Source organism: Glycomyces sp. NPDC049804 (assembly GCF_040674615.1).
Lineage (GTDB): Bacteria > Actinomycetota > Actinomycetes > Mycobacteriales > Micromonosporaceae > Glycomyces > Glycomyces niveus.
This window is the reverse complement of record NZ_JBFAMQ010000004.1, coordinates 331,769-355,195: the sequence shown is the minus strand read 5'-3', so window position 1 is coordinate 355,195 and position 23,427 is coordinate 331,769. Positions and strand designations below refer to the sequence as shown.

Genomic DNA, 23,427 nt, shown 5'->3' with positions numbered 1-23,427 from the left:
GATAGGGCCGCCCGCCTTTTCGCTCGCTATTCGGCGATGATGCGGGGGTTGAGGTCTTCGGCCGGGGGGTTCCAGGTGTCGAGGTCGACGGTTTCCTGGGCGCCGGAGCGGATGTCCTTGATCTGGGTGCCCTCGTCGTTGGTGAAGAGGACGAAGGGGATGCCGCGCTTGTCGGCGAACTTGATCTGCTTGCCGAACTTCGCGGCCGAGGGCGAGACCTGGACCGGGATGCCGCGCTTGCGCAGGCGCTGGGCGAGGGCGTTGGCGGCGGGGCGCTCGTCCTCGTTGGCGAGGGCGACGAGGACGCAGGTCGGGACCTCGCGGGTGGCGTCGAGGGCGCCGGACTGGAGGAGCGGGACGAGGAGCCGCGAGACGCCGATCGAGAGGCCGACGCCGGGGTAGGTGTGCTTGCCGTCGGAGGCGAGCTTGTCGTACCGGCCGCCCGAGCAGACCGAGCCCAGGTGCTCCTGGCCTTCGATGAAGACCTCGTAGACCGTGCCGGTGTAGTAGTCGAGCCCGCGGGCGATCTTCATGTCCGCCACGACGAAGCCGGGCGCCTCCTCGGCCACGGCGGCGACCACGGCGGACAGTTCGCTCAGGCCCTCCTCGAGGAGCGGGTCGCTGACGCCGAGCGCACGGATCTCCTCGACGAACGAGGTGTCCTCGGCGCTGATCGAGGCGAGCTTGAGGCAGGCCTCGGCCTGCTCGGGGGTCGCGTCGACGGTGTCGATGAGGAGTTTCGCGACGGCGTCGTGCCCGATCTTGTCGAGCTTGTCGATGATCCGCAGCGCCTCTTCGGTGTCGCCGATGCCGATGCCCTGGTAGAAGCCCTGGGAGAGTTTGCGGTTGTTGACGTGCATGCGCAGCTTCGGGATCGGCAGGCCGCGCAGGGCGTCCGCGACGACCAGCGCGACCTCGACCTCGTAGTGCGCGGGCAGTTCGCCGGCGTCGACGATGTCGATGTCGGCCTGCCAGAACTCGCGGTAGCGGCCGCTCTGGGGGCGCTCGCCGCGCCAGACCGGCTGGATCTGGTAGCGGCGGAACGGGAAGTTGAGCTTCCCGGCGTTCTCGAGCACGTAGCGCGCGAAGGGGACGGTCAGGTCGAAGTGGAGGCCGAGCGCGTCGTCGCCGGCGGCCTCGGCCGGGTCGGCCTGGAGGCGGCGCAGCACGTAGACCTCCTTGGAGGTCTCGCCCTTGCGCAGGAGCTGGTCCATGGGCTCGACGGCGCGGGTCTGGAGGTTCGCGAAGCCGTGGAGCTCGAAGGCGCGGCGGAGGTGGTCGACGACCTGCTGCTCGACGATCCGCTGCCGGGGCAGCAGTTCGGGGAACCCCGAGAGCGGCTGGGGTCGTGACATGGCGGTCTCCTAGCGTTGTTCGGTGAGAAAAGGGCGGCGCGGCGGGGCGCGGCTAATGGGCGCGCTGGGCCGCGCGCTTGAGGTACGGGTTGCGGGCGCGCTCGGCCGCGATGGTGGTGCTGGGGCCGTGCCCGGGCAGGACGATGGTGGCGTCGTCGAGCGGGAGGACCTTGTCGCGCAAGGTGTCCTGCATGGCCGCGTCGCTGCCGCCGGGCAGGTCGGTGCGGCCGATCGCGCCGCGGAAGAGCACGTCGCCGGTGATCGTGTAGAGGCCTTCGGCGTCGGCGGTGTGGAACATGGCCGAGCCGGCGGTGTGCCCGGGGGCGTGGTCGACGGTGAAGCGCATCCCGGCGAGCTCGAAGACGCCGCCGTCGGTGAGCGCCTGCACGTCGTCGGGTTCGGTCCATTCGAGGCCGGTGCCCACGAGCGACGTCAAGTTCGCGCTGAAGCCCTGGGCGGGGTCGGCGAGGAGGTGCCGGTCGTCGGTGTGGATGTAGGCGGGGATGTCGCTCGCGCCGCACACCGGGGTGACGGAGAAGGTGTGGTCGAGGTGCCCGTGGGTGAGGACGACGGCGACGGGTTTGAGGCCGCGCTCGGCGAGGACGTCCTCCAGGCGGGGCGCGATGCCGATGCCGGGGTCCACGACCACGCACTCGGATCCGGGACCGGCCGACAGCACGTAGCAGTTCGTGCCGAACGCATCCGCCACCAGCGTCTCGATGAGCAACCGCTCCCCCTCCCTTCGCCGGGTCAGGATACACCGGGCATCCTGCGGTGACGCGTCTGACTTGTCCCGGCTAAACTGCGGAACTCGTAACCCCTGAAACGGGCGGTGTGCGTACGTAACGGTGCGCAGGCACCGCCGAGACCGGTCATACGTAGGAGGCCAGGTGCCCGCCAAGTCCAAGCACATGGAGCAGCGCAAGCAGCGCATCGCGAACGCGAAGAAGAACGCGCGCCTCGCGGGCAAGCTGCGCCGCCGCCGGCAGCTTCAGGCGCTCGGCGGACTCCTCGCGATCGCCGCGGTGCTGACCCTCGCCTACCTGTGGCAGTCGGGGTTCTTCAAGGACGAGGAGCCCGCGGCCGAGGAGACCCCCACCGCGGAGGTCACCGATACCGCCCCCCTCGATCCCAGCGCCTCGGTGGACCCGAGCGCGACGGCCGACCCGACCGCCGAGACCTCTGAAGCCCCTTCCGAGACCCCCTCCGAAACGACCGAGTAAGTACCCCCAACGCGCGACGAAGGAGATCGACGGTGGCGTCGAAACAAGCCCAGCGCCTGGCCGCCCGGCAGCAGCTGCAGGAGCGGATGGCCGCCAAGGCCGAACGTGAGCAGCACCGGCGCAAGAACGGCTGGATCGTCGGCGCCGTGGGCGGCGCGCTCGTCCTGGTCGCCGCCGCGATCGTGATCGGCGTGAACGTCGGCAAGGACGGCGACGACAAGGGCGGGAGCGGCGTCAGCGGCGATCTCGCCGCGCTGGTGGAGGAGGCCAAGGCCGCCTCGACCCGCTGCGACGGCGTCGAGCCGAGCGGCGAGGGCGCCGTGGGCACCGCCACCGAGGGCGTCACGGACGGCCAGCCCGCCCAGGACGTGTACCTCGAGTGCGTCCAGATGAGCACCCCTGACGCCTCGGCGTCGGAGGACTGCATGTACACCTCCGCGGACGGCACGAGCCCGACCCCGGCGGCCACTGAGCCCGCCGCGGGCGAGCAGGAGATGACGATCGTGACCAACCTGGGCACGATCACCGCGACGATCGACACCGCCGAGGCCCCCTGCACCGCCGGCTCGTTCACGCACCTCGCCAAGGACGGCTACTTCGACGGCCAGCAGTGCCACCGCCTGGTCATCGAAGGCATCTGGGTCCTCCAGTGCGGCGACCCGGACGCGCGCGCCGCGATCGAGGCCGGCACCCCCGAGATGGCGGGCGCGGGCTCCCCCGGCTACTCGTACGGCGAGGAGAACCTGCCGGTCGCGGCCGCGGGCAACTACCCGGCCGGGACCATCGCGATGGCGAACGCCGGCCCGGGCACCACGGGCAGCCAGTTCTTCATCGTGTACAAGGACACGCAGCTGCCGGCCGATTACACGATCCTGGGCCAGGTGACCGCCGGCCTCGACATCGTCGAGCAGGTGGCCGCGGCCGGGGCCATGCAGGTGGCCCCCGCGGGCATGTAGCACGTGAGGCCGCCCCTCCTCCGGGCATCGGTGGGGGATCACACGACCCCTCGCGGTTAGGATGGATGTCGAGGCTTCGTCGAGCGTTTGCGAAGCCGTCCCGTGCTGACACCGAGGAGGCGTGCGTGGTGACCGAGCGAGCCGCGTCCGGCAAGTCCGCAGACGCCGCGCCCACCTCGGGCGGCCCCATCGGGCCCCCCACGGGAAGGCGCATGCGGGCCCGCCTGGCGCGCTTCAACGCGCCCTGGCAGTCGTCGCAGCTCCCGGAGGTCCTGGAGCCGCTGGTGGCCGCCCACCGGGCCGCGCACCCGCGCGCCGACGTGCGGCTGCTCCAGCAGGCGTACACGCGGGCCGAGGAGCTGCACAACGGGCAGTTCCGCAAGTCCGGCGACCCGTACATCACGCACCCGCTCGCCGTCGCCTCGATCCTGGCCGAGCTGGGCATGGACACGAACACGCTCGTGGCCGCGCTGCTGCACGACACGGTCGAGGACACCGACTACACGCTCGAGGAGCTCTCGGGCGAGTTCGGCGGCGAGGTCGCGCTGCTCGTCGACGGCGTCACCAAGCTCGACAAGGTGAAGCTCGGCGACGCGGCGAAGGCCGAGACGATCCGCAAGATGGTCGTGGCGATGGCCAAGGACCCGCGGGTGCTCGTCATCAAGCTCGCCGACCGCCTGCACAACATGCGGACCCTGACGTTCCTGCCGCCCGAGAAGCAGGAGCAGAAGGCCCGCGAGACGCTGGAGATCCTGGCCCCGCTCGCCCACCGCCTGGGCATGAACACCATCAAGTGGGAGCTCGAGGACCTCTCCTTCGCGACGCTCTACAAGAAGCGCTACTCGGAGATCGCGCGCCTGGTCTCGGAGCACTCCCCGCAGCGGGAGATGCTGCTGCAGCAGGTCATCGCGCAGGTCAAGGACCACCTGAAGAACTCGCGCATCAAGGCCGAGGTGTCGGGCCGCCCGAAGCACCTGTACTCGATCTACCAGAAGATGATCGTGCGCGGCCGCGACTTCAACGACATCTACGACCTGGTGGGCCTGCGCATCCTGGTCGAGAGCGAGCGGGACTGCTACGCGGCCCTCGGTGTGATCCACGCGAACTGGCAGCCGGTGCCGGGGCGCTTCAAGGACTACATCGCGATGCCGAAGTTCAACATGTACCAGTCGCTGCACACCACGGTGATCGGGCCGAACGGCAAGCCCGTCGAGATCCAGATCCGCACGTGGGCGATGCACCGCACCGCCGAGTACGGCATCGCCGCGCACTGGAAGTACAAGGAGACCAAGAACTCCACTGTGGCCGGTCCCCCGGCGCACATCGACGACATGGCGTGGCTGCGCCAGCTGCTCGACTGGCAGCGCGAGGCCGCCGACCCGTCGGAGTTCCTGGACGCGCTCCGGTTCGACCTGGCCTCCTCCGAGGCGTACGTGTTCACGCCGAAGGGCGACGTGGTCGCCCTCCCGGCGGGCTCGACCCCGGTCGACTTCGCGTACGCCGTGCACACCGAGGTCGGCAACCGCTGCATCGGCGCGCAGGTCAACGGCAAGATCGTGCCGCTGGAGTCGACGCTGTCGAACGGCGACGTGGTCGAGGTGTTCACCTCGAACTCGGAGAACGCCTCCCCCAGCGAGGACTGGCTGGGCTTCGTCAAGAGTCCGCGCGCCCGCACCAAGATCAAGCAGCACTTCAAGCGCGAGCGCCGCGAAGAGGCGATCGAGCTGGGCAAGGACGAGCTGACGCGGGCCATGCGCAAGCGCCGGCTCCCGCTGCAGCGCATGCTGACCCACGACAACCTGACGTCGCTCGCGAAGGACCTCAACCTCAAGGACGTCGAGGCGCTGTACGCGGCCCTGGGCGAGCACCACGTCTCGCCCACGCAGGTCGTGCAGCGGCTCCTGGACGTCCAGGGCGGGGCCGAGGGCGCCGCCGAGGACATGGCCGAGGCCACCGCGCCGACCCAGCCCGCCCGGATCGTGCCGGAGGCTCACGGCGACATCCACGCCGCCGTCACCGTGGCGGGCATGGAAGAGGGCGAGATGCCGGTGCGCCTCGCCCACTGCTGCAACCCGATCCCGGGCGACGCGATCATCGGCTTCGCCACCCGCTACCACGTGATCTCGGTGCACCGCAGGGACTGCGAGAACGCCGAGGAGCGCATCGAGCTGCAGCCCGACCGCGTGCTCGAGGTGCACTGGTCCCATGAGGACGACCAGGCGACGTTCGTCGCGACCGTGCAGGTCGAGGCCCTGGACCGCCACCGGCTGCTCGCCGACGTGACGCAGGTGCTCTCGGGCGAGCGGGTCTCGATCCTCTCGGCCACGGTGACCACAACCCGCGACCGGGTCGCGTTGTCGCGCTTCACGTTCGAGATGGCGAACCCGGAGCACCTCGACCACATCATCAAGGTGATCCGCAAGGTCGACGGCGTGTACGACGCGTACCGGCTCACCGGCGCCGAGCGCTCCTGAAGCAGGCTGGACGGCGGCCGGTAGGTTGGGCGCATCCCACGTACCGATCGGACGGAAAGCGTTGACATGACGGAGCTCTCGGCCTTCACGGGCGACGACCTGGACCTCATCCTCGACACCCCCGGTGTGGTCATGAAGGGCGCGATCGTCGCCGACGGCCACAAGAACGCCCTGGCGTTCCTCAAAGAGGTGACCGCCGGGGCGAAGGAGTTCCGGGCGGCGCAGAAGCACGAGAACGCGTTCGTCAAGGCCGTCGCCACCGCGCTGCGCGAGCGCGGCACCGACGCCGAGACCGACGACCGCGAGCTCCCCTTCGACGACCAGGCGATGACCCAGGCGCTCAAGCAGGCCCAGGCCGCGACCGCCCTGCTGCGCGAGCGCGCCGACGCGCCGGACGCCGAAGCGTACGGCGCGTGGCTCCTCCAGATCGCCACGGTCATCGCCGAGTCCGTGAAGACCAAGGAGAGCGGCTTCTTCAGCAAGAAGGTCGCCGTCTCCGAAGGCGAGCGCGTCTTCCTCGAGCACCTCGCCCAGGCTCTCGAAGCGTAGGAACTCGATGCGAAGCGGCCCGCACCGCCCATCGGCGGCGCGGGCCTGCGATTTCAGTTGGTCGTGATCGTCATGTTCACCCCGTCGTCCGGGTGGAAGGTCCAGGCGGCGGTGTATTCACCGAATTCATCTTCCTGCCGACCGTCAATCGCGCGCGTGCTGTCGAGATGGGCGAATAGGGAGTCAGGAGCACCGAGGTAAACCAGGACGCAGACTAGCTGCTCTATTGATTCATCAGTTTCTCCATCGATCCCAATGCCCTCAGCGACGATTGTGTTTCCATCATCAGCCAAGGTGATCCGGTCAGAATCGCTCGCGCAGCTGTCTATCGCCGCCTCCATCGGGTTGGGTTCAGCGGGCGGTAGTGCCGGTTTCGGCGATGCTGTCGTCTCTGACTCGGCAGGACTCGAGGACGACTCCTCGGACGCAGCAGGAGGCTCCGACGAATCAGAGTCGGAAATTGCCATACCGATGAAGAGCCCTCCGGAGAACATGACGACCGCAATCATCGCGGCAATGCCGAGAAGAGCTGCCGTGGGGAGCGACTCCGAGCGGGATGGCGGGGCGCTGCTTGGAAAATGCCCTGGCCGACTAGTAGTCCATCCAGGCCAGGGCTGAGGCGATCCCCTGTCAGGCTCTGGCCATTCGGGTGGCTGACGCTCGGGGTCCCTACCATCCATGCGCTCAGCATCCCACCGACTCCCACCGCAGGGAGCCCCTTCATGAATATGTTTCCGATATAGAGGTCATGACGCCGGGGCCTCCCAGTCGATGGTGTGGCCGTACTGCCACGCCATCTTCTCCGGGGTCGTGAAGCGGGCCATGAAGAACGGCATCAGGGCGTCCCTGAAGCGCGCTGCGACGGGCCCGGCGGCCTTGGACTGGTTGGTGCGGGCGGCGGTGGCGATGACGCGTTCGACCCGGTCGCGGCGGCCCCGCTCGTAGGCGGCGAACGCCTGCGGGACGGGCAGATCGCGCAGGCATCGGGCGAGTTCGACCGCGGATTCGGCGGCGAGGCTCGCGCCCTGGCCCGAAGAGGGCGAGGTGGCGTGGGCGGCGTCGCCGATGAGGGCGATGCGGCCCTTGGACCAAACCGGGACGTGCGGCAGGTCCTCGAGCGGCGAGGCGGGGATGAACGACGCGGGCGTCACGTGGTCGAGGATGGTGAGCGCGGCGCTGTCGTCGTCCGCGAACAGGTCGCGCATGAGGGCGATCCACTGCTCGAACGCGGTGTCGCGCAAGGCCTCCCGGGTGAAGGTCTTGAACGGGAGGTTCGCGAACCAGCCGGTGCGCTCGCCGTCCGATATGTGGCCGAAGAAGGCCTTGCGGCCGAACACCATGTGGAACGACCCGCCGGTGTCGCCCACGCCGAGCGGCCCGTCGCTCCACCCGCCGAGGCCGACGAGCCCCGTGTAGCGCGGCTTCGGCGCGGCGGGGTCGATGACGCCGCGCACCGCCGAGCGGATGCCGTCGCAGCCGATGAGCAGGTCCGCCTCGGCGGTGGTGTGGTCGTCGAACTGGGCGATGACGCTGCGCCCGGTGTCCACGGCGTCGACGAACCGCTTGCCGTACACGATCGGGACGCCCGCGGCGGCCGCGTGCCCCTGGAGCAGTTCGGCCAGGCGCCCGCGCGGCAGCGTCGTGGTCGTCGGCAGGCCGGGGTCGGTCGCCACCGTGCCGAGGACCTTGCCGGTGCCGGAGTGGATGACCATGCGCGGCGCCGGGATGCCCTCGCCGGCCAGGACGCCGTCCGCGCCGACCGCGCGCAGGGCGTTCAGGCCGTTCGAGGCGAGCCCGAGCGGGCCGCCGCGGGAGCCGGTGCCGGGGCGGTGGGCCTCGAACACGGTGGCGTCGACGCCGGCCTTACGCAGGGCCAGGGCGGCCACGGGGCCGGCCACGCCGCCGCCGATGACGATGGCGGTCCGGGCCCGGTCAGGGCGTTGCAAGTCGTTCATGGAGCGACCGTAGGCCGCGATCGGCCCGCCTCGCGTCATCCTCCGGTAGCGTTCGGGATTCGACCCCGGATGTACGGGAAACCTCCGCGGCACGCCCCCGGCGCCCATATAGTGAACGCGACTCACGCAGGGAGGGGTTCATCGTGGGGATGCAGGACAAGTTCAACGAGGCCAAGGACAAGCTCTCGGAGAACAGCGACGACATCAAGGACAAGGCCGAAGAACTGTACAACAAGGCCAAGGAATCGCCGATGGGCGATAAGATGGACGAATACGCCGACAAGGCGAAGGAGATGGCGCAGGACGCCATCGGCAAGTTCAAGGGAGACAAGCGCTCCTAGCAGTTCGCGGTCTCGGCCGCAGGTTCACGACGAGCCAGCCAGCACGAAGCGGCGGGCGGACCGACCGGTCCGCCCGCCGCTTCATGTCCGCGCCTCAGCGGCGCTTGCGCTTCTTCGCGGAGCCGCCCGAGCGCGGGCCCGAGCCGCTCGTGGCCTTCTCGGGCTCCTCCAGCAGCTCCACCGGGAGGTCGTCGCTCTTGGCGAGCACGAGACGGTCGTCGTCCTCGTCCGGAGCCGTGCGGGTCGGCCGCTCCTCGGGCTCCTCGTCGCCGCCGGCGCGCTTGTTGGCGATCTTCTGGTTGTGCCGCTTGTAGACGGCACTGCGCTCGGCCATGTCGACCACCCAGGGCGAGGCCAGGCAGATCGACGAGTACGTGCCGACGATCATGCCGACGAACAGCACCAGCGCGATGTCCTTCAGCGTGCCCACCCCGAGGAAGCCCACGCCGACGAACAGCAGCGCCGCCACCGGCAGCACGCCGATGATGGTGGTGTTGATCGAGCGCATGAGCGTCTGGTTGATCGCGTCGTTGACGCCTTCGGCGAACGTCTTGCTGCGGGTCTGCAGCAGCTGCGCGGTGTTCTCCTGGACCTTGTCGAAGACCACGACCGTGTCGTACAGCGAGTAGCCGAGAATGGTGAGCATGCCGACGATGGTCGAGGGTGTGACTTCGAAGCCGACGAGCGAGTAGATCCCGGCGGTGAGCACGAGGTCGTGCATGAGCGCGGCGATGGCCGCCGCGGCCATGCGCCGCTCGAACCTGATCCAGATGAAGATCGAGACCAGGACCATGAAGACCACGAGGGCGACGAGGGCCTGCCGGGACACCGAGGCGCCCCAGGTCGCCGAGACCTCGGAGACCGAGATCGAGTCGCTGCCGACCCCGGCCGCCTCGGCGATGGCGGCGCGCACGGTCGTCTGCTCGTCGGCGTCGAGCTCTCCAACGCGGATGATGTAGGAGCGGCCGTCGCCGGAGCCGGCCACCTGGGTGGAGGCGACCTCGGCCCCGGCTTCCTCCGCGGCGTCCTCGACGTCCTGGAGGCTCACCGAGGTGTCGGCGGCCGGGACGCTGTACTGCACGCCGCCCGCGAAGTCGATGCCCAGGACGAAGCCCTTGACGAGCATGACGACGACGAGCGCGCCGAGGACCACGGCGGAGGCGATGTAGAACTTCTTGCGGTTGGGGACGATCTGGAAGTCCGTCTCGCCGCGGTAGAGCTGGCTGAGGATGCCAGGTCGCTTCTCGGTCTGCTTGGTGCTCATGTGCGTTCCCTAGCCCTTCGCGGCGGCTTCGCCGGCGGCCGTCGAGGCGGTCTTGGTGTGCAGCCCCGAGAGGCTGGGCTTGTTGAGGACGTTCCCGCGCGACAGGTACTCGGCGATCGGGTGGGTGAACAGGAAGACCACCAGCATGTCCACGAGGGTGGACAGACCGAGCGCGAACGCGAACGCGCGGACCGGGCCGATCGCGAGGATGTACAGGACGATCGCGGAGATCATCGAGACGGCCGCGGCCGACAGGATGGTGCGCCGGGCGCGGACCCAGGCGCGCGGGACGGCCGAGCGGGCCGAGCGGCCTCCGGCCATCTCCTCTTTGATGCGTTCGAAGTAGACGACGAAGGAGTCGGCCATGATGCCGATGGAGACCACGAACCCGGCGATGCCCGCGAGGGTCAGGGTCAGTCCGATCTGCGAGCCCAGGAGCCCCACGGTCGGGTAGAGCACCGCGGTGGCGACGATGAGGCTGCCGAGGACCACGAAGCCCATGAGCCGGTAGTAGACCATGCAGTAGAGGAAGACCAGGATGAGGCCGACGACCATGGCGAGCAGGCCGGCTTCGAGCTGGTCAACGCCGAGGGTCGCGGTGACCTCGTTGACGGTCTCGACCACGAAGTTCGTGGGCAGCGAGCCGAAGTTGAGCTGGTCGGCCAGCTGGTTGGCCTCGGCCGCGGTGAACTCGCCGGAGATCTGGGTGGAGTTCGAGGAGACCTCTTGGATCGTCGGGGCGCTGACGACCTCGTTGTCGAGGACGATCGCGACCTGCGACTGCAGGTTCTGGGTGGTGAGGGCGCTCCACTTGTCGGCGCCTTCAGCGGAGAACTGCACGTTGACGACGAACTGGTTGAGGTTCGCCTGGTCGGTGCCGACGTCGGCGGAGGTGACGTCCGAGCCGAGCACGGTGGCCGGCTGCAGCAGGTACTTGTACTGGAACGTCAGGTCCGGCTGGTCGGCCGAGGCGGCCTCGGGGGCCGAGCACGCGGCGACCTCGATGTCGGCCTGCTGGACGGCGCCCGGCGGGCGCGCGTCGAGGGTCTCGCAGGTGATCTGCGGGAGGTAGAACTGGACGGTCGCGGGCAGGAGCGCGACCTCTTCGGGCTTGAGGGTGCCGAAGGGCTCCAGGATGAGGCTGGTGGCCTCGTCGGGGGCGGCGGTGAGCGCCTGGGCGGCGGCCGCGGCGTCGGGGCCGACCTTGGCCCACACGTCGTCGAGGGTCTCGGCGACCTCGTCGGTGGTGGCCGCCTGGCCGTTGCCGGTGCCTTCCTCGCTCGCGTCCTCGGACGGCGTCTCGGTGGCGGCGTCGTCGGCGGGGGCCTCGGAGGCGGCGCCTTCAGAAGACTCGGCGGTGGGCGTCTCGGACGCGCCGTCGGTCGGCTCCTCGGTGGGAGTCTCCTCGGCGAGGGCGTCCTCGAGCTTCGAGGTGTCGGCGACGGAGTTCGTGACGATGCGGAACCGCAGCTCCGCGGGGGCGCCCACATCGCGCAGGGCCTGCTCGTCGATGTCGTCGCCGGCGACGTTCACGACGATGTTCTCGGTGCCCTCGACGTACACCTCGGGCTCGGAGACGCCCGTGGAGTTGACGCGGCCCTCGATGATCTGGCGGGCCTGCTCCATGGTCTCGGCCGAGGGGGGCTCTTCGCTCCCCTGCTGGTAGGCCGTGAGCGTCATGGACAGGCCGCCTTGCAGGTCGAGACCGAGCTTCGGCGTGGGGAACTTCCATCCGGAGCCCGCCAGCGCGGCGACCCACAGGACCGCGAGCACCAGGAGCAGCGCCACGAAGTAGGGGGCGACTGGCAGGCGCTTGCGCTGGATCTTCTTCCGTGGGCGGTCAGCGCCCGTTACTGAAGCCAATGGTCGGTCTCTTCCTCAGAACTCGAATAGGGGCGGGCGCGAGGACGCCGCCGGCGCGCGGGGTGCGCACCGCGGCTGTGCTCTCGCACACGTACCCTCGGCGGGGCTCATTCTAGGACGGGTGCCGCAAACGCGGTGCAGGGCCTAGGGGGTGAAGTCCCTAGTACTCCTTGCGGTCGGGGTTGCCCGCGTGCTTGCCCTTGTCGTCCTCGCCCTTGTCGTCGTCGCTGGCGCGGAGCTTGTCGAGGTCTTCGTCGGAGAGGGTGGCGTCGGCGTCGCTGATCTCCTCGGCGGCGGGCGCTTCCTCGGTCTCGTCGGACTCGGTGGTCTCGGCGGGGGTGACGACCTTGGCGATGGCCTGGCGGGCGAAGACCAGGAAGGTCTCGTCGCTGGCCTCGAGGGTGACGGTCTCGTCGTCGGAGTCGACGACGGTGCCGTAGAGGCCGCCGATGGTCATGACGCGGGCACCGGGGGCGACGTTGTTCTGCATGTCCTGCTGCTCGCGCTGGCGCTTGCGCTGGGGGCGGATCATCACGAAGTACATGAGGGCGATGAAGCCCACGATCATGATGAGGAACGTGATGTTCGAGCCGCCGGCGCTTTGCGCGAGGACGTCTGCGGATGCGAGCACGATGGTGCCTTTCGTAGATGCCGTTTTCGTCGTCGGTGGGTGACGTGGGCGGAGTCTATCCCGCCGGGCGTGACGCTCCGTCCCCCCTATGGCCCACCCTACGCGTCGCCGCTGCCGAAGAGCCCTTCGGCGCTCGGGGGGTTGAGTCCCAGGTGGTGCCAGGCGGCGGCGGTGGCGACGCGGCCGCGGGGGGTGCGGGCGAGGAGGCCGGCGCGCACCAGGAAGGGTTCGCACACCTCTTCGACGGTGTCGGGCTGCTCGCCGACGGCGACGGCGAGGGTGGTGAGGCCGACGGGTCCGCCGTTGAAGGTGCCGGTGAGGGCGCGCAGGACGGCGCGGTCGAGGCGGTCGAGGCCGAGTTCGTCGACGTCGTAGAGGGCGAGGGCGTCGGAGGCGACGGTCTTGGTGATGACGCCGTCGGCGCGGACCTGGGCGAAGTCGCGGACGCGGCGCAGGAGGCGGTTGGCGATGCGGGGGGTGCCGCGGGAGCGTCCGGCGATCTCGGCGGCGCCGGCGGGTGCGATGGCGACGTCGAGGATGCCGGCGGAGCGGGTGACGATGGCTTCGAGGTCGGCGTCGTTGTAGAACTCGAGCTGGCCGAGGAAGCCGAAGCGGTCGCGCAGGGGCCCGGTGAGGAGGCCGGCGCGGGTGGTGGCGCCGACGAGGGTGAAGGGTTCGAGTTCGAGGGGGATGGCGGTGGCGCCGGGGCCTTTGCCGACGATGACGTCGACGCGGAAGTCCTCCATGGCGGTGTAGAGGAGTTCTTCGGCGGGGCGGGCGATGCGGTGGATCTCGTCGATGAAGAGGACTTCGTTCGGGCCGAGGCTGGTGAGGATGGCGGCGAGGTCGCCGGAGCGCTCGATGGCGGGGCCGGAGGTCTGGCGGAGGCCGACGCCGAGTTCGGCGGCGACGATCATGGCGAGGGTGGTCTTGCCGAGTCCGGGCGGGCCGGAGAGCAGGAGGTGGTCGGGCGAGGATCCGCGGCGGCGGGCGCCTTCGAGGAGGAGGCTGATCTGCTCGCGGACGCGGGTCTGGCCGATGACGTCGTCGAGCTTGCCGGGGCGGATGCCCTCTTCGGCGAGGCGGTCGAGTTCGGTGGCCTCGGCGGCGGTGAGGGCCGCGTCCCACTCGGCGGCGGTGTAGTCGTCGGGTCGTTCCATGCCCTATCGCTTCCCGAGGAGTCGGATGGCCTGCTTGAGGAGCGAGGGCACGTCGGTGCCGTCGGCGCCTTCGGCGTCGAGCTTCTCGATGGCGGTCTCGGCTTCCTTCGCGGACCAGCCGAGTGCTTGGAGGCCTTGGCTGACCTGGGTGCGCCAGCCGCCGGGGCGGCCGCCGGCCTGTTTGGGGACGCCGCCGAGGTCGACGGGGCCGATCTTGTCGGCGAGGTCGAGGACGATGCGCTCGGCGCTCTTCTGGCCGACGCCGGGGATGCGGGTGAGGGTGGCGGTGTCGCCGGTGGCGATGGCGCGGCGGATCGCGTCGGGCCGGAGCACTTCGACGGCGTCGCGGGCGATGCGCGGGCCGATCTTCTGGGCGTTCTGGAGCAGTTCGAACAGATCGCGTTCGTCGGCGGTGTTGAAGCCGTGCAGAGTGATCGAGTCCTCGCGCACGATAGTGGAGATGGCGAGGACGGTCGACGATCCGACCTTGAGGTTGGCGAGGGTGTGGGCGCCGGCGTGGACGGCGTAGCCGACGCCTTGGACGTCGACGACGGCGTAGGACTCGCCGACGGCGGCGACGGTGCCGGTGAGCTGGGCGATCATCGGGCGCTCTCCTTGCTGAGGTCCGCACTGTCCTTGAGGGCGGCGTTGATCCGGGCTTTGACGCCGCCCCGCCACAGGTGGCAGATGGCGATGGCGAGGGCGTCGGCCGCGTCGGCGGGCTTCGGCGCTTCCTTGAGGCGGAGGATGCGGGTGACCATGGAGGTGACCTGGCGCTTGTCGGCGGTGCCGTTGCCGCACACGGCCGACTTCACTTCGGACGGTGTGTAGGTGGCGGTGGGCAGGCCGAGGCGGGCGCCGGCGAGGAGCGCGATGCCGGAGGCCTGGGCGGTGCCGATGACACTGGCCACATTGTGCTGGCTGAAGACGCGTTCGACGGCGACGGCCTCGGGCTGGTGCTCCTCGAGGTAGGCGCGCAGTCCGTCGTCGAGGGCGAGGAGCCGGTCCGCAAGGGGCGCTTCGGAATCGGTGCGCACGACGCCGACGGCGACCATGGTGCCGGGTGCGCCGGGACGGCCGTCGACGATCCCGACGCCGCACCGGGTCAGGCCCGGGTCGATCCCCATGACGCGCACGCGTTCCTCCTGTCGCTCGATTCGCGTAAGGATATCCGTCGGGTCCGACGTTCGGCCCGAAGCACGTCGGCGGGGTGCGGAACGGGATGGCGGCCGATCGGCGTCAGTCGGGAATCGGACCGGTGGCCTAGCCCATAAACCACTTGCCGGTCGGCTAGTTACATGATTGGGTGGTAGTCGGCCGGTCCGGCCGCACTCGCCTCCCATCGGCGATCGAAGCGAGTGCCGGAACCGGCGCCCCGAAGCATCTCCGCTCGAAACCTGTTGGGATCACTGTGTCTGCTGCTGCCTTCATGCCGCCCGTCGCCGCGCCCGGACACTCGCGACGCTTCATCGCCACGATGGTCTTCGTCCTCGGCGCGCTCTCGGCGACGGCGCCGATCGCGATCGACCTCTACCTGCCCGCGTTCCCCGCGATGGCCGAGGCCCTCGGCACCCCCGAGAGCCGCATCCAGCTCACGCTCACGTCGATGATGATCGGCATGGGCCTGGGCCAGGCGTTCATCGGCCCGCTCTCCGACCGCATCGGCCGCCGCAAGCCGCTGCTGGTCGGCATGATGGTCTTCACCGCCACCTCCCTGGTGTGCACCGTCGCCACGAGCGCCGACCTGCTCATCGCCATGCGCTTCCTCCAGGGCCTCAGCGGCGCCGCCGGCGTCGTGGTCGCCCGCGCGGTCATCCGCGACCACTTCGCGGGCGACGACATGACCCGCTTCACCGCCAAGATGATGTTCGTCACGATGCTCGCGCCGATGCTCGGCCCGGTCGTCGGCGCCCAGCTCATCCGCTTCGGCCCCTGGCAGACCGTCTTCGTGTTCATGGCGGCCCTGTCGGTCCTCACCACCTTCCTGGTGTGGAAGTTCCTGCCCGAGAGCCTGCCCGCGCAGGAGCGCCGCGCCATGGGCGCCCGCGAGTTCGCCGCGTCCCTCGGCACCCTCGTGCGCGACGCCCGCTTCATCGCGCCCACGCTCGTGGTCATCATGAACTTCTCGATGCTGTTCACGTACGTCTCGACATTCAGCTTCATCTCGCAGCAGGAGCTCGGCGCGTCCGCGGGCTTCTTCTCGCTGCTGTTCGCCGTCGGCACCCTCGCGCTCCTCGCCGGGAACCAGGCCAACATGATCATGATCGACCGCAGCGCCTCGCACCAGCGCATGGTCGCCGGCATGGCGATCTCCCTGGCGGGCGTCGCGTGGATGGCCGGCGTCCAGTTCGCCGACGCCGCGAACCTGTGGACCGTCCCGGCCGGGATCGTGCTCATGATGTTCGGCTGCGGCGTGGTCTTCCCCAACGCCGGCGCGGCCGCGATGTCCTCCCAGCCGCCGCAGATCGCCGGCACCGCCTCGGCGTTCATGGGCGCGACCCAGATGGGCGCGGGCGGCGCGATGCCCGCGCTGGCCACGATCGGCGGCGTGACCCTCGCGAACATGACGATCGGCATCGCCGTGTACGCGGCCGCCACGGCGGCCGCGGTGGTGTGGACGATCGCGGTGTACCGCAGGGAACCCGCGCTCGCCGAGGCGTAGCCGCGCCGGGGACCGGGTATCCGGGCCGATGTGGAAGCGTCGGTGACGATCCCGGTCGGACCCGCCGCACTCGAGGGCGACCTGGTCCTGCCCGAGACTGCGCGGGCCGTGGTCCTGTTCGCCCACGGATCGGGGTCGGGCCGGAACAGCCCCCGCAACCGGTTCGTCGCCGAACGGCTGCGCCGGGCCGGTCTCGGGACGCTCTTGTTCGACCTGCTCACGCCCCGGGAGGCGGAGGACCGGGCGAACGTGTTCGACGTCTACCTCCTCGCCGACCGGCTGCTCAAGGCCACCGCGTGGGTGCGCGGCCGGTACGGCCGGCTGCGGGTCGGCTACTTCGGGGCGAGCACCGGCGCGGCCGCCGCGCTGTGGGCCGCGGCGGCGCCCGAGGCGCGGGTCGGCGCCGTCGTCTCGCGGGGCGGCAGACCCGACCTCGCTGGAGACCGGCTCGCCGAGGTGACCGCGCCGACGCTGCTCATCGTGGGCGGCCGCGACGAGGCCGTGGCCGAGCTCAACCTGCGCGCGGAGCGGCGACTGGGCGGGACGAGCCAGTTCGCGATCGTGCCCGGCGCGGGGCACCTGTTCGAGGAGCCGGGGACCTTGGAGGCCGTGGCCGACCTCGCGCGGGAGTGGTTCGCCGAATACCTGGAACCTTAGAAGGCCGGGTCGTCCTGGCCGTCCGCCGCCGCCGCGAGCAGCGCGCGCACCTCGTCATCGGTGGTCTGGGCGAAGTCGTCGTAGCTCTGGCTCACCGCGTACCGGTGCTGCGGGATCGACACGCACACCACGTCGTCGGCGATCGCGGCCACCTCGCGGCAGGCCGACGCAGTCGCGGTCGGCACGGCCACCACCAGGCGTGCGGGGCCGAGTTCGCGCACCGCCCGCACGGACGCGCGCATGGTCGTGCCGGTGGCCAGCCCGTCGTCGACGAGGATCACGGTCCTGCCCTCGATGCGCAGCGGGGGCCGGTCGCCGCGGTAGGCGCGCTCGCGGCGCTCGAGCTCGACGGAGGCGCGCTCGGCCTGCAGATCGAAGCGCACCGAGGAGATCCCCAGCTCGTCCGCGACGGCGTAGTTCATCACGACCGCGCCGCCCGAGGCGATCGCGCCCATGGCCAGCTCCTCCTGGCCCGGCACACCGATCTTGCGGACCGTGAACACGTCCAGCGGGGCCTCGAGCGCCCGCGCGACCTCGAAGGCGACGGGTATCCCGCCGCGCGCCAGCCCCAGGACCACCACGTCCTCACGGCCGCCGTACTCCCCCAAGAGCCGCGCCAGCCGCCGCCCGGCGTCGCGCCGGTCGGCGAACACCTCCTCGCCCATGAAGCGGAAGTGCCCGCTGGCGCCGTCCCCAAACCCCCTCGGAGCAGCGAACGGGCCCGGAGCGTTCGCTCCGGGCCCGTTCTCGGCCGGTCCTACTCGGCGTCGAGCGCGGCGAGGACGTCGTCGGAGATGTCGGCGTTGGTCCACACGTTCTGGACCTCGTCGGAGTCCTCGAGCGCGTCGACCACGCGGATCACCTTGCGGGCGCCCTCGACGTCGACCTCGATGTTCGTGGAGGCCACGAAGCCCGCCTCGGCGGAGTCGTAGTCGATCCCCGCGTCCTGCAGGGCGGTGCGGACCGCGACGAGGTCGGTCGGCTCGCACAGCACCTCGAAGCCGCCCTCGCCGAGGTCGTTGACCTCTTCGGCGCCGGCGTCGAGGACCGCCATGAGGATGTCGTCCTCGGTCAGCTTCTCGTTGGGGGACACGATGACCGTGCCCTTGCGGGAGAACATGTACCCGACCGAGCCGGCCTCGCCGAGCGAGCCGCCGTTGCGCGTCAGCGCCACGCGGACCTCGGCCGCGGCCCGGTTGCGGTTGTCGGTCAGGCACTCGATGAGCACCGCCACGCCGCCCGGCGCGTAGCCTTCGTACATCAGGGTCTCGTAGTCGACGCCGCCGCCGTCGAGGCCGCCGCCGCGCTTGACCGCGCGGTCGATGTTGTCATTGGGGACCGAGCTCTTCTTGGCCTTCTGGATCGCGTCGAAGAGCGTCGGGTTGCCCGTCGGGTCGGGACCGCCGGTGCGCGCCGCGACCTCGATGTTCTTGATGAGCTTCGCGAAGATCTTGCCCCGCTTGGCGTCGATCGCGGCCTTCTTGTGCTTGGTCGTCGCCCACTTGGAGTGGCCACTCATACCGGCGTTCCTCGTTCCTCTTACTCGACCGGTCCGGCGTCTGCGCCTCGGACCATTCCCACGAAGTACTCGTGCACCCGCGCGTCAGGGGTCACCTCCGGGTGGAAGGAGGTGGCCAGGCAAGCGCCCGCACGTACGGCGACGATCCTACCGCCCTGCTCCTCCCCCGCCCCTGCGCCGCTGTCGGCGGCCCCTCCCGGCACCCTCGCCAGGACCTGGACGCCCGCGCCGACCCGCTCCACCCAAGGGGCGCGGATGAACACCGCGCGGAACGGCCCGCCCGCGACGCCGTCGATGCCGATCTCGGTCTCGAACGAGTCCACTTGGCGGCCGAAGGCGTTGCGGCGCACCGTCATCGGGATCGCACCGAACGAGCGCTGGTCGGGGCGGCCGTCGAGCACCTCGTCGGCGAGCATGATCATGCCCGCGCACGACCCGAACACCGGCAGCCCGGCGTCCAGCCGCTTCTGCACCGGCTCGAACAGGTCGAAGATCTGCAGCAGCTTGCTCATCGTGGTCGACTCCCCGCCGGGGATCACCAGGCCCTCGACGGCGTCGAGCTCCGACTCGCGGCGCACCGGCACGGCCCGGGCGCCCGCGGCCTCGAGCGCGCGCATGTGGTCGACCACGTCGCCTTGCAGAGCGAGCACGCCGATCGTGGGCACAGCGGTCATCAGAGAACTCCAAAAGTCGCGGATCATCGGGCGCGACAAGCGTAATTCGGGTTCGCCCCCGTGCCTACCTGCCCGATCGGGGCTGTGACCGAAACCGGGCTGAACACGGCCGAGAGGCGACGATCCGTTAAAGTCTGCGATCGAACGTGACGCACCCCTTCATGCCCGGGAGTAAGAAGAAGATGGCCAAGACCTCGAAGCGCAACCCGATGCCCCGCGCCGTCCGGGCCGGACGCAACACCATGTGGATCGAAGCGGCGATCGCCCTCGTCGCGGGCGGTCTCATCGTGCTCCTGCACCACCAGGCCAAGGACTTCGTGCCCTCGGCCGCCGTGCACGACGTCTACCGCGCCGCGGTCGGCCTCGGCGGGCTCGCGCTGTTCCTGGTCCTCGCCATCGCCCTCCTGCGGTTCCAGTGGCGGATCCTGTGGGTGCTCATCCTGCTCGTCCAGGCCGCCGCGCTCGTCGGCCTCGGCTGGCTGCTGTTCACCGGCGGCCTCTACTGGGCGCTCTGCATCGGCCTCGCCATCGTGCCGATTACGATCTTGGGAACGCTTACCGAGCGCTTCGCCCGCCGCTGGTTCAACCACTAGCGGGCGGCGCCCCGGCGGGCGACCCAGCCAGCCACCGCTGAAAGGCCACATAATGCTTCCGCAACCGAACTTCGGCCGCGACAAGGGCCCCGTCCCGCCCGACAAGGACGCCGACGGCGAGGACGAGATGCCCCGCAAGAAGCTCCTGCGGCTGCAGATCGCGATGTGGGTGCAGGTGGTCTCCGGCGTGCTCGCGGGCAACCTGGTGGCCGTGACCACCCTCAGCGCCCGCTCCGTGAGCCTCGCCGACATCGAGGAGAACTATCGGGACCCCGACTTCCTCGGGCCCACCGGCACCGCCCAGGGCGACTTCGACTACTACCAGAGCACCAGCTTCCTGGCCGTCTACCTGACGATCGCCGGGGTCACGATCATCGCCTCGATCGTGGCCGCCCTGTGCGCGATCCGGTTCAAGTCCCGCCTCAAGGCGGTCCGCTGGTCGGCCGTGGCCGCCACCGCGATCCTGTTCGTCATCGGCATGCTCATGTCGATCGGGGTCGGACTCGTCGTCGCACCGTGGGTGTTCGCCTCCGTGCTGTCCCTGTGGTGGCTCTTCGCCAGCGACATCAGGTACTGGCTCAGCAAGTCCGCGAAGCGCGCCGGGGACTAGGACGCCGGCGCGCCGCCGTGCCGCCGGATGTAGTCGATGAAGGCCGCCCGCGCGAGCGGTTCGGCCGAGCCCCAGTCCCCTTGGGTGGCCTCGCGCCACATGCCGAGCAGGTCGTCGATCGCCACCCCGATCTCGGCCACGTCGGGGTCGAGGTCCTCGGAGTCGAGCGCGGTCGGGGTGTGCCGGAACAGGTCGATGAAGAACCGCCAGTCACGGCGCTCGCGCGCCAGCGCGAACGCGCGGTGCTGGAGGTCGGCGGTGGGGAGCTGATCGAGGTCGCTTGCGTTCATGGCCCCAGCCTAAAGCGTGTCAAAGCGGGATCGGACGCCTTCGGGTCCTTAGGATCGGCGCATGAAGCAGCTCGTCCTCGGCGCCCTCGCGGCCGCCGCCATCGTCGCCGCGAGTGCCGCTCCGGCCCAGGCGACCTCGTTCCCGCAGGACCAGCCCGTCCCGGTCGATCCCGGCACCGGCGGCAGCGCCTCGGGGCTCCTGTTCCTGGAGGTCGAACGCCAGGGCCTCGTCAACGGCACGCTGCTGGCGTGCCCCGGCGGGGCCGGGCACAGCAAGGGCGTCGACGCCTGCGCGCAGCTGACGATGGCCGAGGGCGACTTCGACGCGCTCGCGCCGGTCGCGGACGCGTTGTGCACCAAGGAGCACGACCCGGTGCAGCTCCGGGCGGTCGGGTTCTGGGACGGCGACTTCGTGGTGTTCGAGCGGGAGTACTCGAACTACTGCGTCGGGGTGAACGCCACGGGCGGTTCGGTCTTCGAGCTCGGAAAGCCTTAGGACGCAATGGAAAGGGCCGGGGCGGCGACGCCCCGGCCCTTTCGCGTGCTGTGTTACCAGCCGCGCTTGGCGAGCTTCTGCTCTTCGGGGAGGGTGTCGACGTTGATGCCGACCATGGCCTCGCCCAGGCCGCGGGAGACCTCGGCGATGACCTTCGGGTCGTCGTAGAAGGCGGTGGCCTTGACGATGGCGGCGGCGCGCTTGGCCGGGTCGCCGGACTTGAAGATGCCGGAGCCGACGAAGACGCCTTCGGCGCCGAGCTGCATCATCATGGCCGCGTCGGCGGGGGTGGCGATGCCGCCGGCGGTGAAGAGCACGACCGGGAGCTTGCCGAGCCGGGCGACCTCGGCGACGAGCTCGTAGGGGGCGCGGAGCTCCTTGGCGGCGGCGTAGAGCTCGGTGGAGTCGAGGGTGGTGAGCTTGCCGATGTCCTGGCGGATCTGGCGCATGTGGCGGGTGGCCTCGACGACGTTGCCGGTGCCGGCCTCGCCCTTGGAGCGGATCATGGCCGCGCCTTCGGCGATGCGGCGCAGGGCCTCGCCGAGGTTGGTCGCGCCGCAGACGAACGGCACGTTGTACTGCCACTTGTCGATGTGGTTGGCCTCGTCGGCGGGGGTGAGGACCTCGGACTCGTCCACGTAGTCGACGCCGAGGGACTCGAGGACGGCGGCTTCGGTGAAGTGGCCGATGCGGGCCTTGGCCATGACGGGGATCGAGACGGCCTCGATGATGCCGTCGATCATGTCGGGGTCGGACATGCGCGAGACGCCGCCTTCGCGGCGGATGTCGGCGGGGACGCGCTCGAGCGCCATGACCGCGACGGCGCCGGCGTCTTCGGCGATCTTGGCCTGATCGGGCGTGACGACGTCCATGATGACGCCGCCTTTCAGCATGTCGGCCATGCCGCGCTTGACGCGGGCGGTCCCGATCTGGGCCTCGGTCTTCTGGGTCTCTGACACGGTTCCCGGCTCCATCTGAGGTAGTCGTCAACTGCAGGGCATGTCGTTGGCTGGCGCCAAGAGGGGTCTGACCTGGCCGATTCTACGCCGCGACCCGCCTCACAAGCCCCTTGATACAAACGGGGCGATCGGGCCCGATCAGTGCACGGGGTCCTCGATGTCCCAGTACTCGGGGCGGGGCAGGCGGTGGTGGAGGCGGAGGACGACGGACATGGGGAGGGAGCGGGAGGCGACGGCGTCGCGCACGAAGTCGGAGTGGATCTGGCGGGCGAGGGCGACGCGGCGGTTGGCGGCGTCGAGGTCGTCGGACCAGAGGGGGTCGGCGGCGAGTTCGCGCAGGGCGCGGGTGAGGTCGTTCTCGGCGTACTCGCGCAGTTCGCGCTGGCGCTGGGTGTCGGCGGGGACGGCGACGACGGAGAGGGCGAGGGCGACGACCTCTTCGAAGCCGGGGTTGCCGACGAATTTGAGGACGGTCTCGGCGCGGTCGTCGAGTTTGGCGAGGAGGGCGCCCTCGGCGGCGCGGGCGCGGCGGTGCAGGCGTTCGACGCGGGTGACCGTCCACGTCGCGTACGCGCCGACGACGGCCACGATCGTCACGAGCACAGCCAACCACCACATCGGGCTGATCTTACGTACAGCCGCCCGCCACCGGAAGTCCGGTGGCGGGCGGCAGTATGCGGGTGCGGCTACATCGGCCCCGCTCCCGGCGTCGGTGTCGTGTCGCGGGTGCCGCGGACCTGCCAGGCGGCCATGAGGCCGAGCAGGAAGGTCAGGGCGCCGACGATGACGTTGTTCCAGATGAGGCTCGTCTCAGGGTTGGTGATGAGCACCCATGGCGAGACGGCCAGCCAGATGCCTATGGCGCACAGTGCCCAGCTCATGCCGTACATGCGCTCGGGGGCCACGGTGAATCCGAGCGCCAGCAGGCCGACGGCGATGCCGACGATCAGGTTGTGCGTGGCGAAGTCCGCCTGCGAGGCCGAGAAGCCGACCACCCAGGGCGAGATGATGCAGTACAGCCCGACGAGGAAGACCGGGGCGTCGATGAACGCCACGTCCCTCCGGCCGAGCAGCTTGTCGTATCGGGCCCGCATCTCGTGGACGTCCGGGTGCGTGGTCATCGCTTCGCCCCGGTGAGAGATATCGGCCATCGAACTGCCCTCCGTGGGTCCGCGCGCGTGCGGCTCCGGCACGGG

Annotated in this window: 26 protein-coding genes and 1 pseudogene; 10 read left to right on the top strand and 17 right to left on the bottom strand. The window is 70.3% G+C overall.

Annotated elements, in window-relative coordinates; all coding sequences use genetic code 11:
• Positions 1–26: 26 nt before the first annotated feature.
• Complete coding sequence (gene hisS / locus AB0K52_RS08605; RefSeq protein WP_363528123.1) at positions 27–1,355, bottom strand: histidine--tRNA ligase; 1,329 nt, start codon at positions 1,353–1,355, stop codon at positions 27–29.
• Between the two features lie 52 nt (positions 1,356–1,407).
• The gene (locus tag AB0K52_RS08600; RefSeq protein WP_363528120.1) at positions 1,408–2,082 is read right to left on the bottom strand and encodes an MBL fold metallo-hydrolase; all 675 of its coding nucleotides are present in this window, start codon (positions 2,080–2,082) and stop codon (positions 1,408–1,410) included.
• A gap of 163 nt (positions 2,083–2,245) precedes the next feature.
• On the opposite strand from AB0K52_RS08600, the gene AB0K52_RS08595 reads away from it, so the two are divergent.
• The 4 genes from AB0K52_RS08595 to AB0K52_RS08580 all read left to right on the top strand — a co-directional run bounded on the left by AB0K52_RS08595 (position 2,246) and on the right by AB0K52_RS08580 (position 6,557).
• A complete protein-coding gene (locus AB0K52_RS08595) occupies positions 2,246–2,578 on the top strand; it encodes a hypothetical protein (protein WP_363528118.1) in 333 nt (110 codons plus the stop codon).
• 32 nt (positions 2,579–2,610) lie between these two features.
• Positions 2,611–3,534 carry a peptidylprolyl isomerase gene (locus AB0K52_RS08590; protein ID WP_363528115.1) on the top strand — a complete coding sequence of 308 codons (924 nt, stop codon included), beginning with the start codon at positions 2,611–2,613 and terminating at the stop codon, positions 3,532–3,534.
• Positions 3,535–3,599: 65 nt separating this feature from the next.
• A complete protein-coding gene (locus tag AB0K52_RS08585; protein WP_363528112.1) occupies positions 3,600–6,008 on the top strand; it encodes a bifunctional (p)ppGpp synthetase/guanosine-3',5'-bis(diphosphate) 3'-pyrophosphohydrolase in 2,409 nt (802 codons plus the stop codon).
• Between the two features lie 66 nt (positions 6,009–6,074).
• Positions 6,075–6,557, top strand: coding sequence for a hypothetical protein (locus AB0K52_RS08580; RefSeq protein ID WP_363528109.1), 483 nt, complete (start codon positions 6,075–6,077; stop codon positions 6,555–6,557).
• A gap of 53 nt (positions 6,558–6,610) precedes the next feature.
• Here AB0K52_RS08580 and AB0K52_RS08575 read toward each other — a convergent pair whose 3' ends face one another.
• Together AB0K52_RS08575 and AB0K52_RS08570 are read right to left on the bottom strand one after the other, a co-directional pair.
• Positions 6,611–7,066, bottom strand: a complete 456-nt coding sequence (locus AB0K52_RS08575) for a hypothetical protein (protein WP_363528106.1) — start codon at positions 7,064–7,066, stop codon at positions 6,611–6,613.
• A gap of 237 nt (positions 7,067–7,303) precedes the next feature.
• On the bottom strand, positions 7,304–8,512 hold the full coding sequence (locus tag AB0K52_RS08570; protein ID WP_363528103.1) for an FAD-dependent monooxygenase: 1,209 nt from the start codon (positions 8,510–8,512) through the stop codon (positions 7,304–7,306).
• A 143-nt stretch (positions 8,513–8,655) separates the two neighbouring features.
• On the opposite strand from AB0K52_RS08570, the gene AB0K52_RS08565 reads away from it, so the two are divergent.
• Positions 8,656–8,853 carry a YtxH domain-containing protein gene (locus AB0K52_RS08565; RefSeq protein WP_363528101.1) on the top strand — a complete coding sequence of 66 codons (198 nt, stop codon included), beginning with the start codon at positions 8,656–8,658 and terminating at the stop codon, positions 8,851–8,853.
• A gap of 94 nt (positions 8,854–8,947) precedes the next feature.
• Here AB0K52_RS08565 and secF read toward each other — a convergent pair whose 3' ends face one another.
• The 6 genes from secF to ruvC form a co-directional block, all read right to left on the bottom strand.
• The gene (gene secF, locus AB0K52_RS08560) at positions 8,948–10,117 is read right to left on the bottom strand and encodes a protein translocase subunit SecF (protein ID WP_363528098.1); all 1,170 of its coding nucleotides are present in this window, start codon (positions 10,115–10,117) and stop codon (positions 8,948–8,950) included.
• 9 nt (positions 10,118–10,126) lie between these two features.
• Positions 10,127–11,980, bottom strand: coding sequence for a protein translocase subunit SecD (gene secD, locus AB0K52_RS08555; RefSeq protein ID WP_363528095.1), 1,854 nt, complete (start codon positions 11,978–11,980; stop codon positions 10,127–10,129).
• Positions 11,981–12,140: 160 nt separating this feature from the next.
• Positions 12,141–12,611, bottom strand: coding sequence for a preprotein translocase subunit YajC (yajC, locus tag AB0K52_RS08550; RefSeq protein WP_363528092.1), 471 nt, complete (start codon positions 12,609–12,611; stop codon positions 12,141–12,143).
• 98 nt (positions 12,612–12,709) lie between these two features.
• Complete coding sequence (ruvB, locus tag AB0K52_RS08545; RefSeq protein ID WP_363528090.1) at positions 12,710–13,771, bottom strand: Holliday junction branch migration DNA helicase RuvB; 1,062 nt, start codon at positions 13,769–13,771, stop codon at positions 12,710–12,712.
• Positions 13,772–13,774: 3 nt separating this feature from the next.
• A complete protein-coding gene (gene ruvA, locus AB0K52_RS08540) occupies positions 13,775–14,374 on the bottom strand; it encodes a Holliday junction branch migration protein RuvA (protein ID WP_363528087.1) in 600 nt (199 codons plus the stop codon).
• Positions 14,371–14,907 carry a crossover junction endodeoxyribonuclease RuvC gene (ruvC, locus tag AB0K52_RS08535; protein ID WP_363528084.1) on the bottom strand — a complete coding sequence of 179 codons (537 nt, stop codon included), beginning with the start codon at positions 14,905–14,907 and terminating at the stop codon, positions 14,371–14,373. Before ruvC ends, ruvA begins: the two co-directional genes overlap by 4 nt.
• Before the next feature lie 275 nt (positions 14,908–15,182).
• Here ruvC and AB0K52_RS08530 point away from each other — a divergent pair, with 275 nt between their 5' ends.
• Together AB0K52_RS08530 and AB0K52_RS08525 are read left to right on the top strand one after the other, a co-directional pair.
• Positions 15,183–16,433 carry a multidrug effflux MFS transporter gene (locus AB0K52_RS08530; protein WP_363528081.1) on the top strand — a complete coding sequence of 417 codons (1,251 nt, stop codon included), beginning with the start codon at positions 15,183–15,185 and terminating at the stop codon, positions 16,431–16,433.
• Between the two features lie 57 nt (positions 16,434–16,490).
• A pseudogene (locus AB0K52_RS08525) lies at positions 16,491–17,090 on the top strand (alpha/beta hydrolase); the annotation flags it as partial.
• Here the strand turns inward: AB0K52_RS08525 and AB0K52_RS08520 are convergent.
• The 3 genes from AB0K52_RS08520 to pdxT form a co-directional block, all read right to left on the bottom strand.
• Positions 17,087–17,755 (bottom strand): phosphoribosyltransferase, encoded by a 669-nt coding sequence (locus tag AB0K52_RS08520; RefSeq protein WP_363528078.1) that lies wholly within the window; start codon positions 17,753–17,755, stop codon positions 17,087–17,089. The pseudogene AB0K52_RS08525 and the gene AB0K52_RS08520 overlap by 4 nt on opposite strands.
• Positions 17,756–17,847: 92 nt before the next feature.
• Positions 17,848–18,609, bottom strand: a complete 762-nt coding sequence (locus tag AB0K52_RS08515; protein ID WP_363528075.1) for a YebC/PmpR family DNA-binding transcriptional regulator — start codon at positions 18,607–18,609, stop codon at positions 17,848–17,850.
• Positions 18,610–18,629: 20 nt separating this feature from the next.
• The gene (pdxT, locus tag AB0K52_RS08510; RefSeq protein WP_363528072.1) at positions 18,630–19,283 is read right to left on the bottom strand and encodes a pyridoxal 5'-phosphate synthase glutaminase subunit PdxT; all 654 of its coding nucleotides are present in this window, start codon (positions 19,281–19,283) and stop codon (positions 18,630–18,632) included.
• 161 nt (positions 19,284–19,444) lie between these two features.
• Between pdxT and AB0K52_RS08505 the strand changes: the two genes are divergently transcribed.
• The gene (locus AB0K52_RS08505) at positions 19,445–19,876 is read left to right on the top strand and encodes a hypothetical protein (RefSeq protein ID WP_363528069.1); all 432 of its coding nucleotides are present in this window, start codon (positions 19,445–19,447) and stop codon (positions 19,874–19,876) included.
• Between the two features lie 52 nt (positions 19,877–19,928).
• Positions 19,929–20,486: a hypothetical protein gene (locus AB0K52_RS08500; RefSeq protein ID WP_363528066.1), complete on the top strand. Its 558-nt coding sequence runs from the start codon at positions 19,929–19,931 to the stop codon at positions 20,484–20,486.
• Here the strand turns inward: AB0K52_RS08500 and AB0K52_RS08495 are convergent.
• Positions 20,483–20,776 carry a hypothetical protein gene (locus AB0K52_RS08495; protein ID WP_363528063.1) on the bottom strand — a complete coding sequence of 98 codons (294 nt, stop codon included), beginning with the start codon at positions 20,774–20,776 and terminating at the stop codon, positions 20,483–20,485. The two genes, AB0K52_RS08500 and AB0K52_RS08495, sit on opposite strands and share 4 nt — an antisense overlap.
• A 61-nt stretch (positions 20,777–20,837) precedes the next feature.
• Between AB0K52_RS08495 and AB0K52_RS08490 the strand changes: the two genes are divergently transcribed.
• Positions 20,838–21,272 carry an SSI family serine proteinase inhibitor gene (locus AB0K52_RS08490; protein WP_363528060.1) on the top strand — a complete coding sequence of 145 codons (435 nt, stop codon included), beginning with the start codon at positions 20,838–20,840 and terminating at the stop codon, positions 21,270–21,272.
• 53 nt (positions 21,273–21,325) lie between these two features.
• Here the strand turns inward: AB0K52_RS08490 and pdxS are convergent, their stop codons facing one another.
• From pdxS to AB0K52_RS08475, 3 genes are all read right to left on the bottom strand, one after another.
• The gene (gene pdxS / locus AB0K52_RS08485) at positions 21,326–22,246 is read right to left on the bottom strand and encodes a pyridoxal 5'-phosphate synthase lyase subunit PdxS (protein WP_363528058.1); all 921 of its coding nucleotides are present in this window, start codon (positions 22,244–22,246) and stop codon (positions 21,326–21,328) included.
• 123 nt (positions 22,247–22,369) lie between these two features.
• On the bottom strand, positions 22,370–22,849 hold the full coding sequence (locus AB0K52_RS08480) for a hypothetical protein (protein ID WP_363528055.1): 480 nt from the start codon (positions 22,847–22,849) through the stop codon (positions 22,370–22,372).
• Between the two features lie 68 nt (positions 22,850–22,917).
• Positions 22,918–23,382, bottom strand: coding sequence for an SPW repeat protein (locus AB0K52_RS08475; RefSeq protein WP_363528052.1), 465 nt, complete (start codon positions 23,380–23,382; stop codon positions 22,918–22,920).
• Between the last annotated feature and the right edge of the window lie 45 nt (positions 23,383–23,427).

Excerpts from the sequence above, each read along its gene's own strand:
- AB0K52_RS08505 (WP_363528069.1), top strand. The coding sequence starts at position 19,445 with ATGCCCGGGAGTAAGAAGAAGATGGCCAAGACCTCGAAGCGCAACCCG.
- AB0K52_RS08500 (WP_363528066.1), top strand. The coding sequence starts at position 19,929 with ATGCTTCCGCAACCGAACTTCGGCCGCGACAAGGGCCCCGTCCCGCCC.
- AB0K52_RS08515 (WP_363528075.1), bottom strand. The coding sequence starts at position 18,609 with ATGAGTGGCCACTCCAAGTGGGCGACGACCAAGCACAAGAAGGCCGCG.
- AB0K52_RS08495 (WP_363528063.1), bottom strand. The coding sequence starts at position 20,776 with ATGAACGCAAGCGACCTCGATCAGCTCCCCACCGCCGACCTCCAGCAC.
- ruvA (WP_363528087.1), bottom strand. The coding sequence starts at position 14,374 with ATGATCGCCCAGCTCACCGGCACCGTCGCCGCCGTCGGCGAGTCCTAC.
- AB0K52_RS08520 (WP_363528078.1), bottom strand. The coding sequence starts at position 17,755 with ATGGGCGAGGAGGTGTTCGCCGACCGGCGCGACGCCGGGCGGCGGCTG.
- AB0K52_RS08580 (WP_363528109.1), top strand. The coding sequence starts at position 6,075 with ATGACGGAGCTCTCGGCCTTCACGGGCGACGACCTGGACCTCATCCTC.
- pdxT (WP_363528072.1), bottom strand. The coding sequence starts at position 19,283 with ATGACCGCTGTGCCCACGATCGGCGTGCTCGCTCTGCAAGGCGACGTG.
- ruvB (WP_363528090.1), bottom strand. The coding sequence starts at position 13,771 with ATGGAACGACCCGACGACTACACCGCCGCCGAGTGGGACGCGGCCCTC.
- hisS (WP_363528123.1), bottom strand. The coding sequence starts at position 1,355 with ATGTCACGACCCCAGCCGCTCTCGGGGTTCCCCGAACTGCTGCCCCGG.
- AB0K52_RS08475 (WP_363528052.1), bottom strand. The coding sequence starts at position 23,382 with ATGGCCGATATCTCTCACCGGGGCGAAGCGATGACCACGCACCCGGAC.
- AB0K52_RS08585 (WP_363528112.1), top strand. The coding sequence starts at position 3,600 with ATGTCGAGGCTTCGTCGAGCGTTTGCGAAGCCGTCCCGTGCTGACACC.
- secF (WP_363528098.1), bottom strand. The coding sequence starts at position 10,117 with ATGAGCACCAAGCAGACCGAGAAGCGACCTGGCATCCTCAGCCAGCTC.
- AB0K52_RS08490 (WP_363528060.1), top strand. The coding sequence starts at position 20,838 with ATGAAGCAGCTCGTCCTCGGCGCCCTCGCGGCCGCCGCCATCGTCGCC.
- AB0K52_RS08480 (WP_363528055.1), bottom strand. The coding sequence starts at position 22,849 with ATGTGGTGGTTGGCTGTGCTCGTGACGATCGTGGCCGTCGTCGGCGCG.
- pdxS (WP_363528058.1), bottom strand. The coding sequence starts at position 22,246 with ATGGAGCCGGGAACCGTGTCAGAGACCCAGAAGACCGAGGCCCAGATC.
- AB0K52_RS08575 (WP_363528106.1), bottom strand. The coding sequence starts at position 7,066 with ATGATTGCGGTCGTCATGTTCTCCGGAGGGCTCTTCATCGGTATGGCA.
- AB0K52_RS08570 (WP_363528103.1), bottom strand. The coding sequence starts at position 8,512 with ATGAACGACTTGCAACGCCCTGACCGGGCCCGGACCGCCATCGTCATC.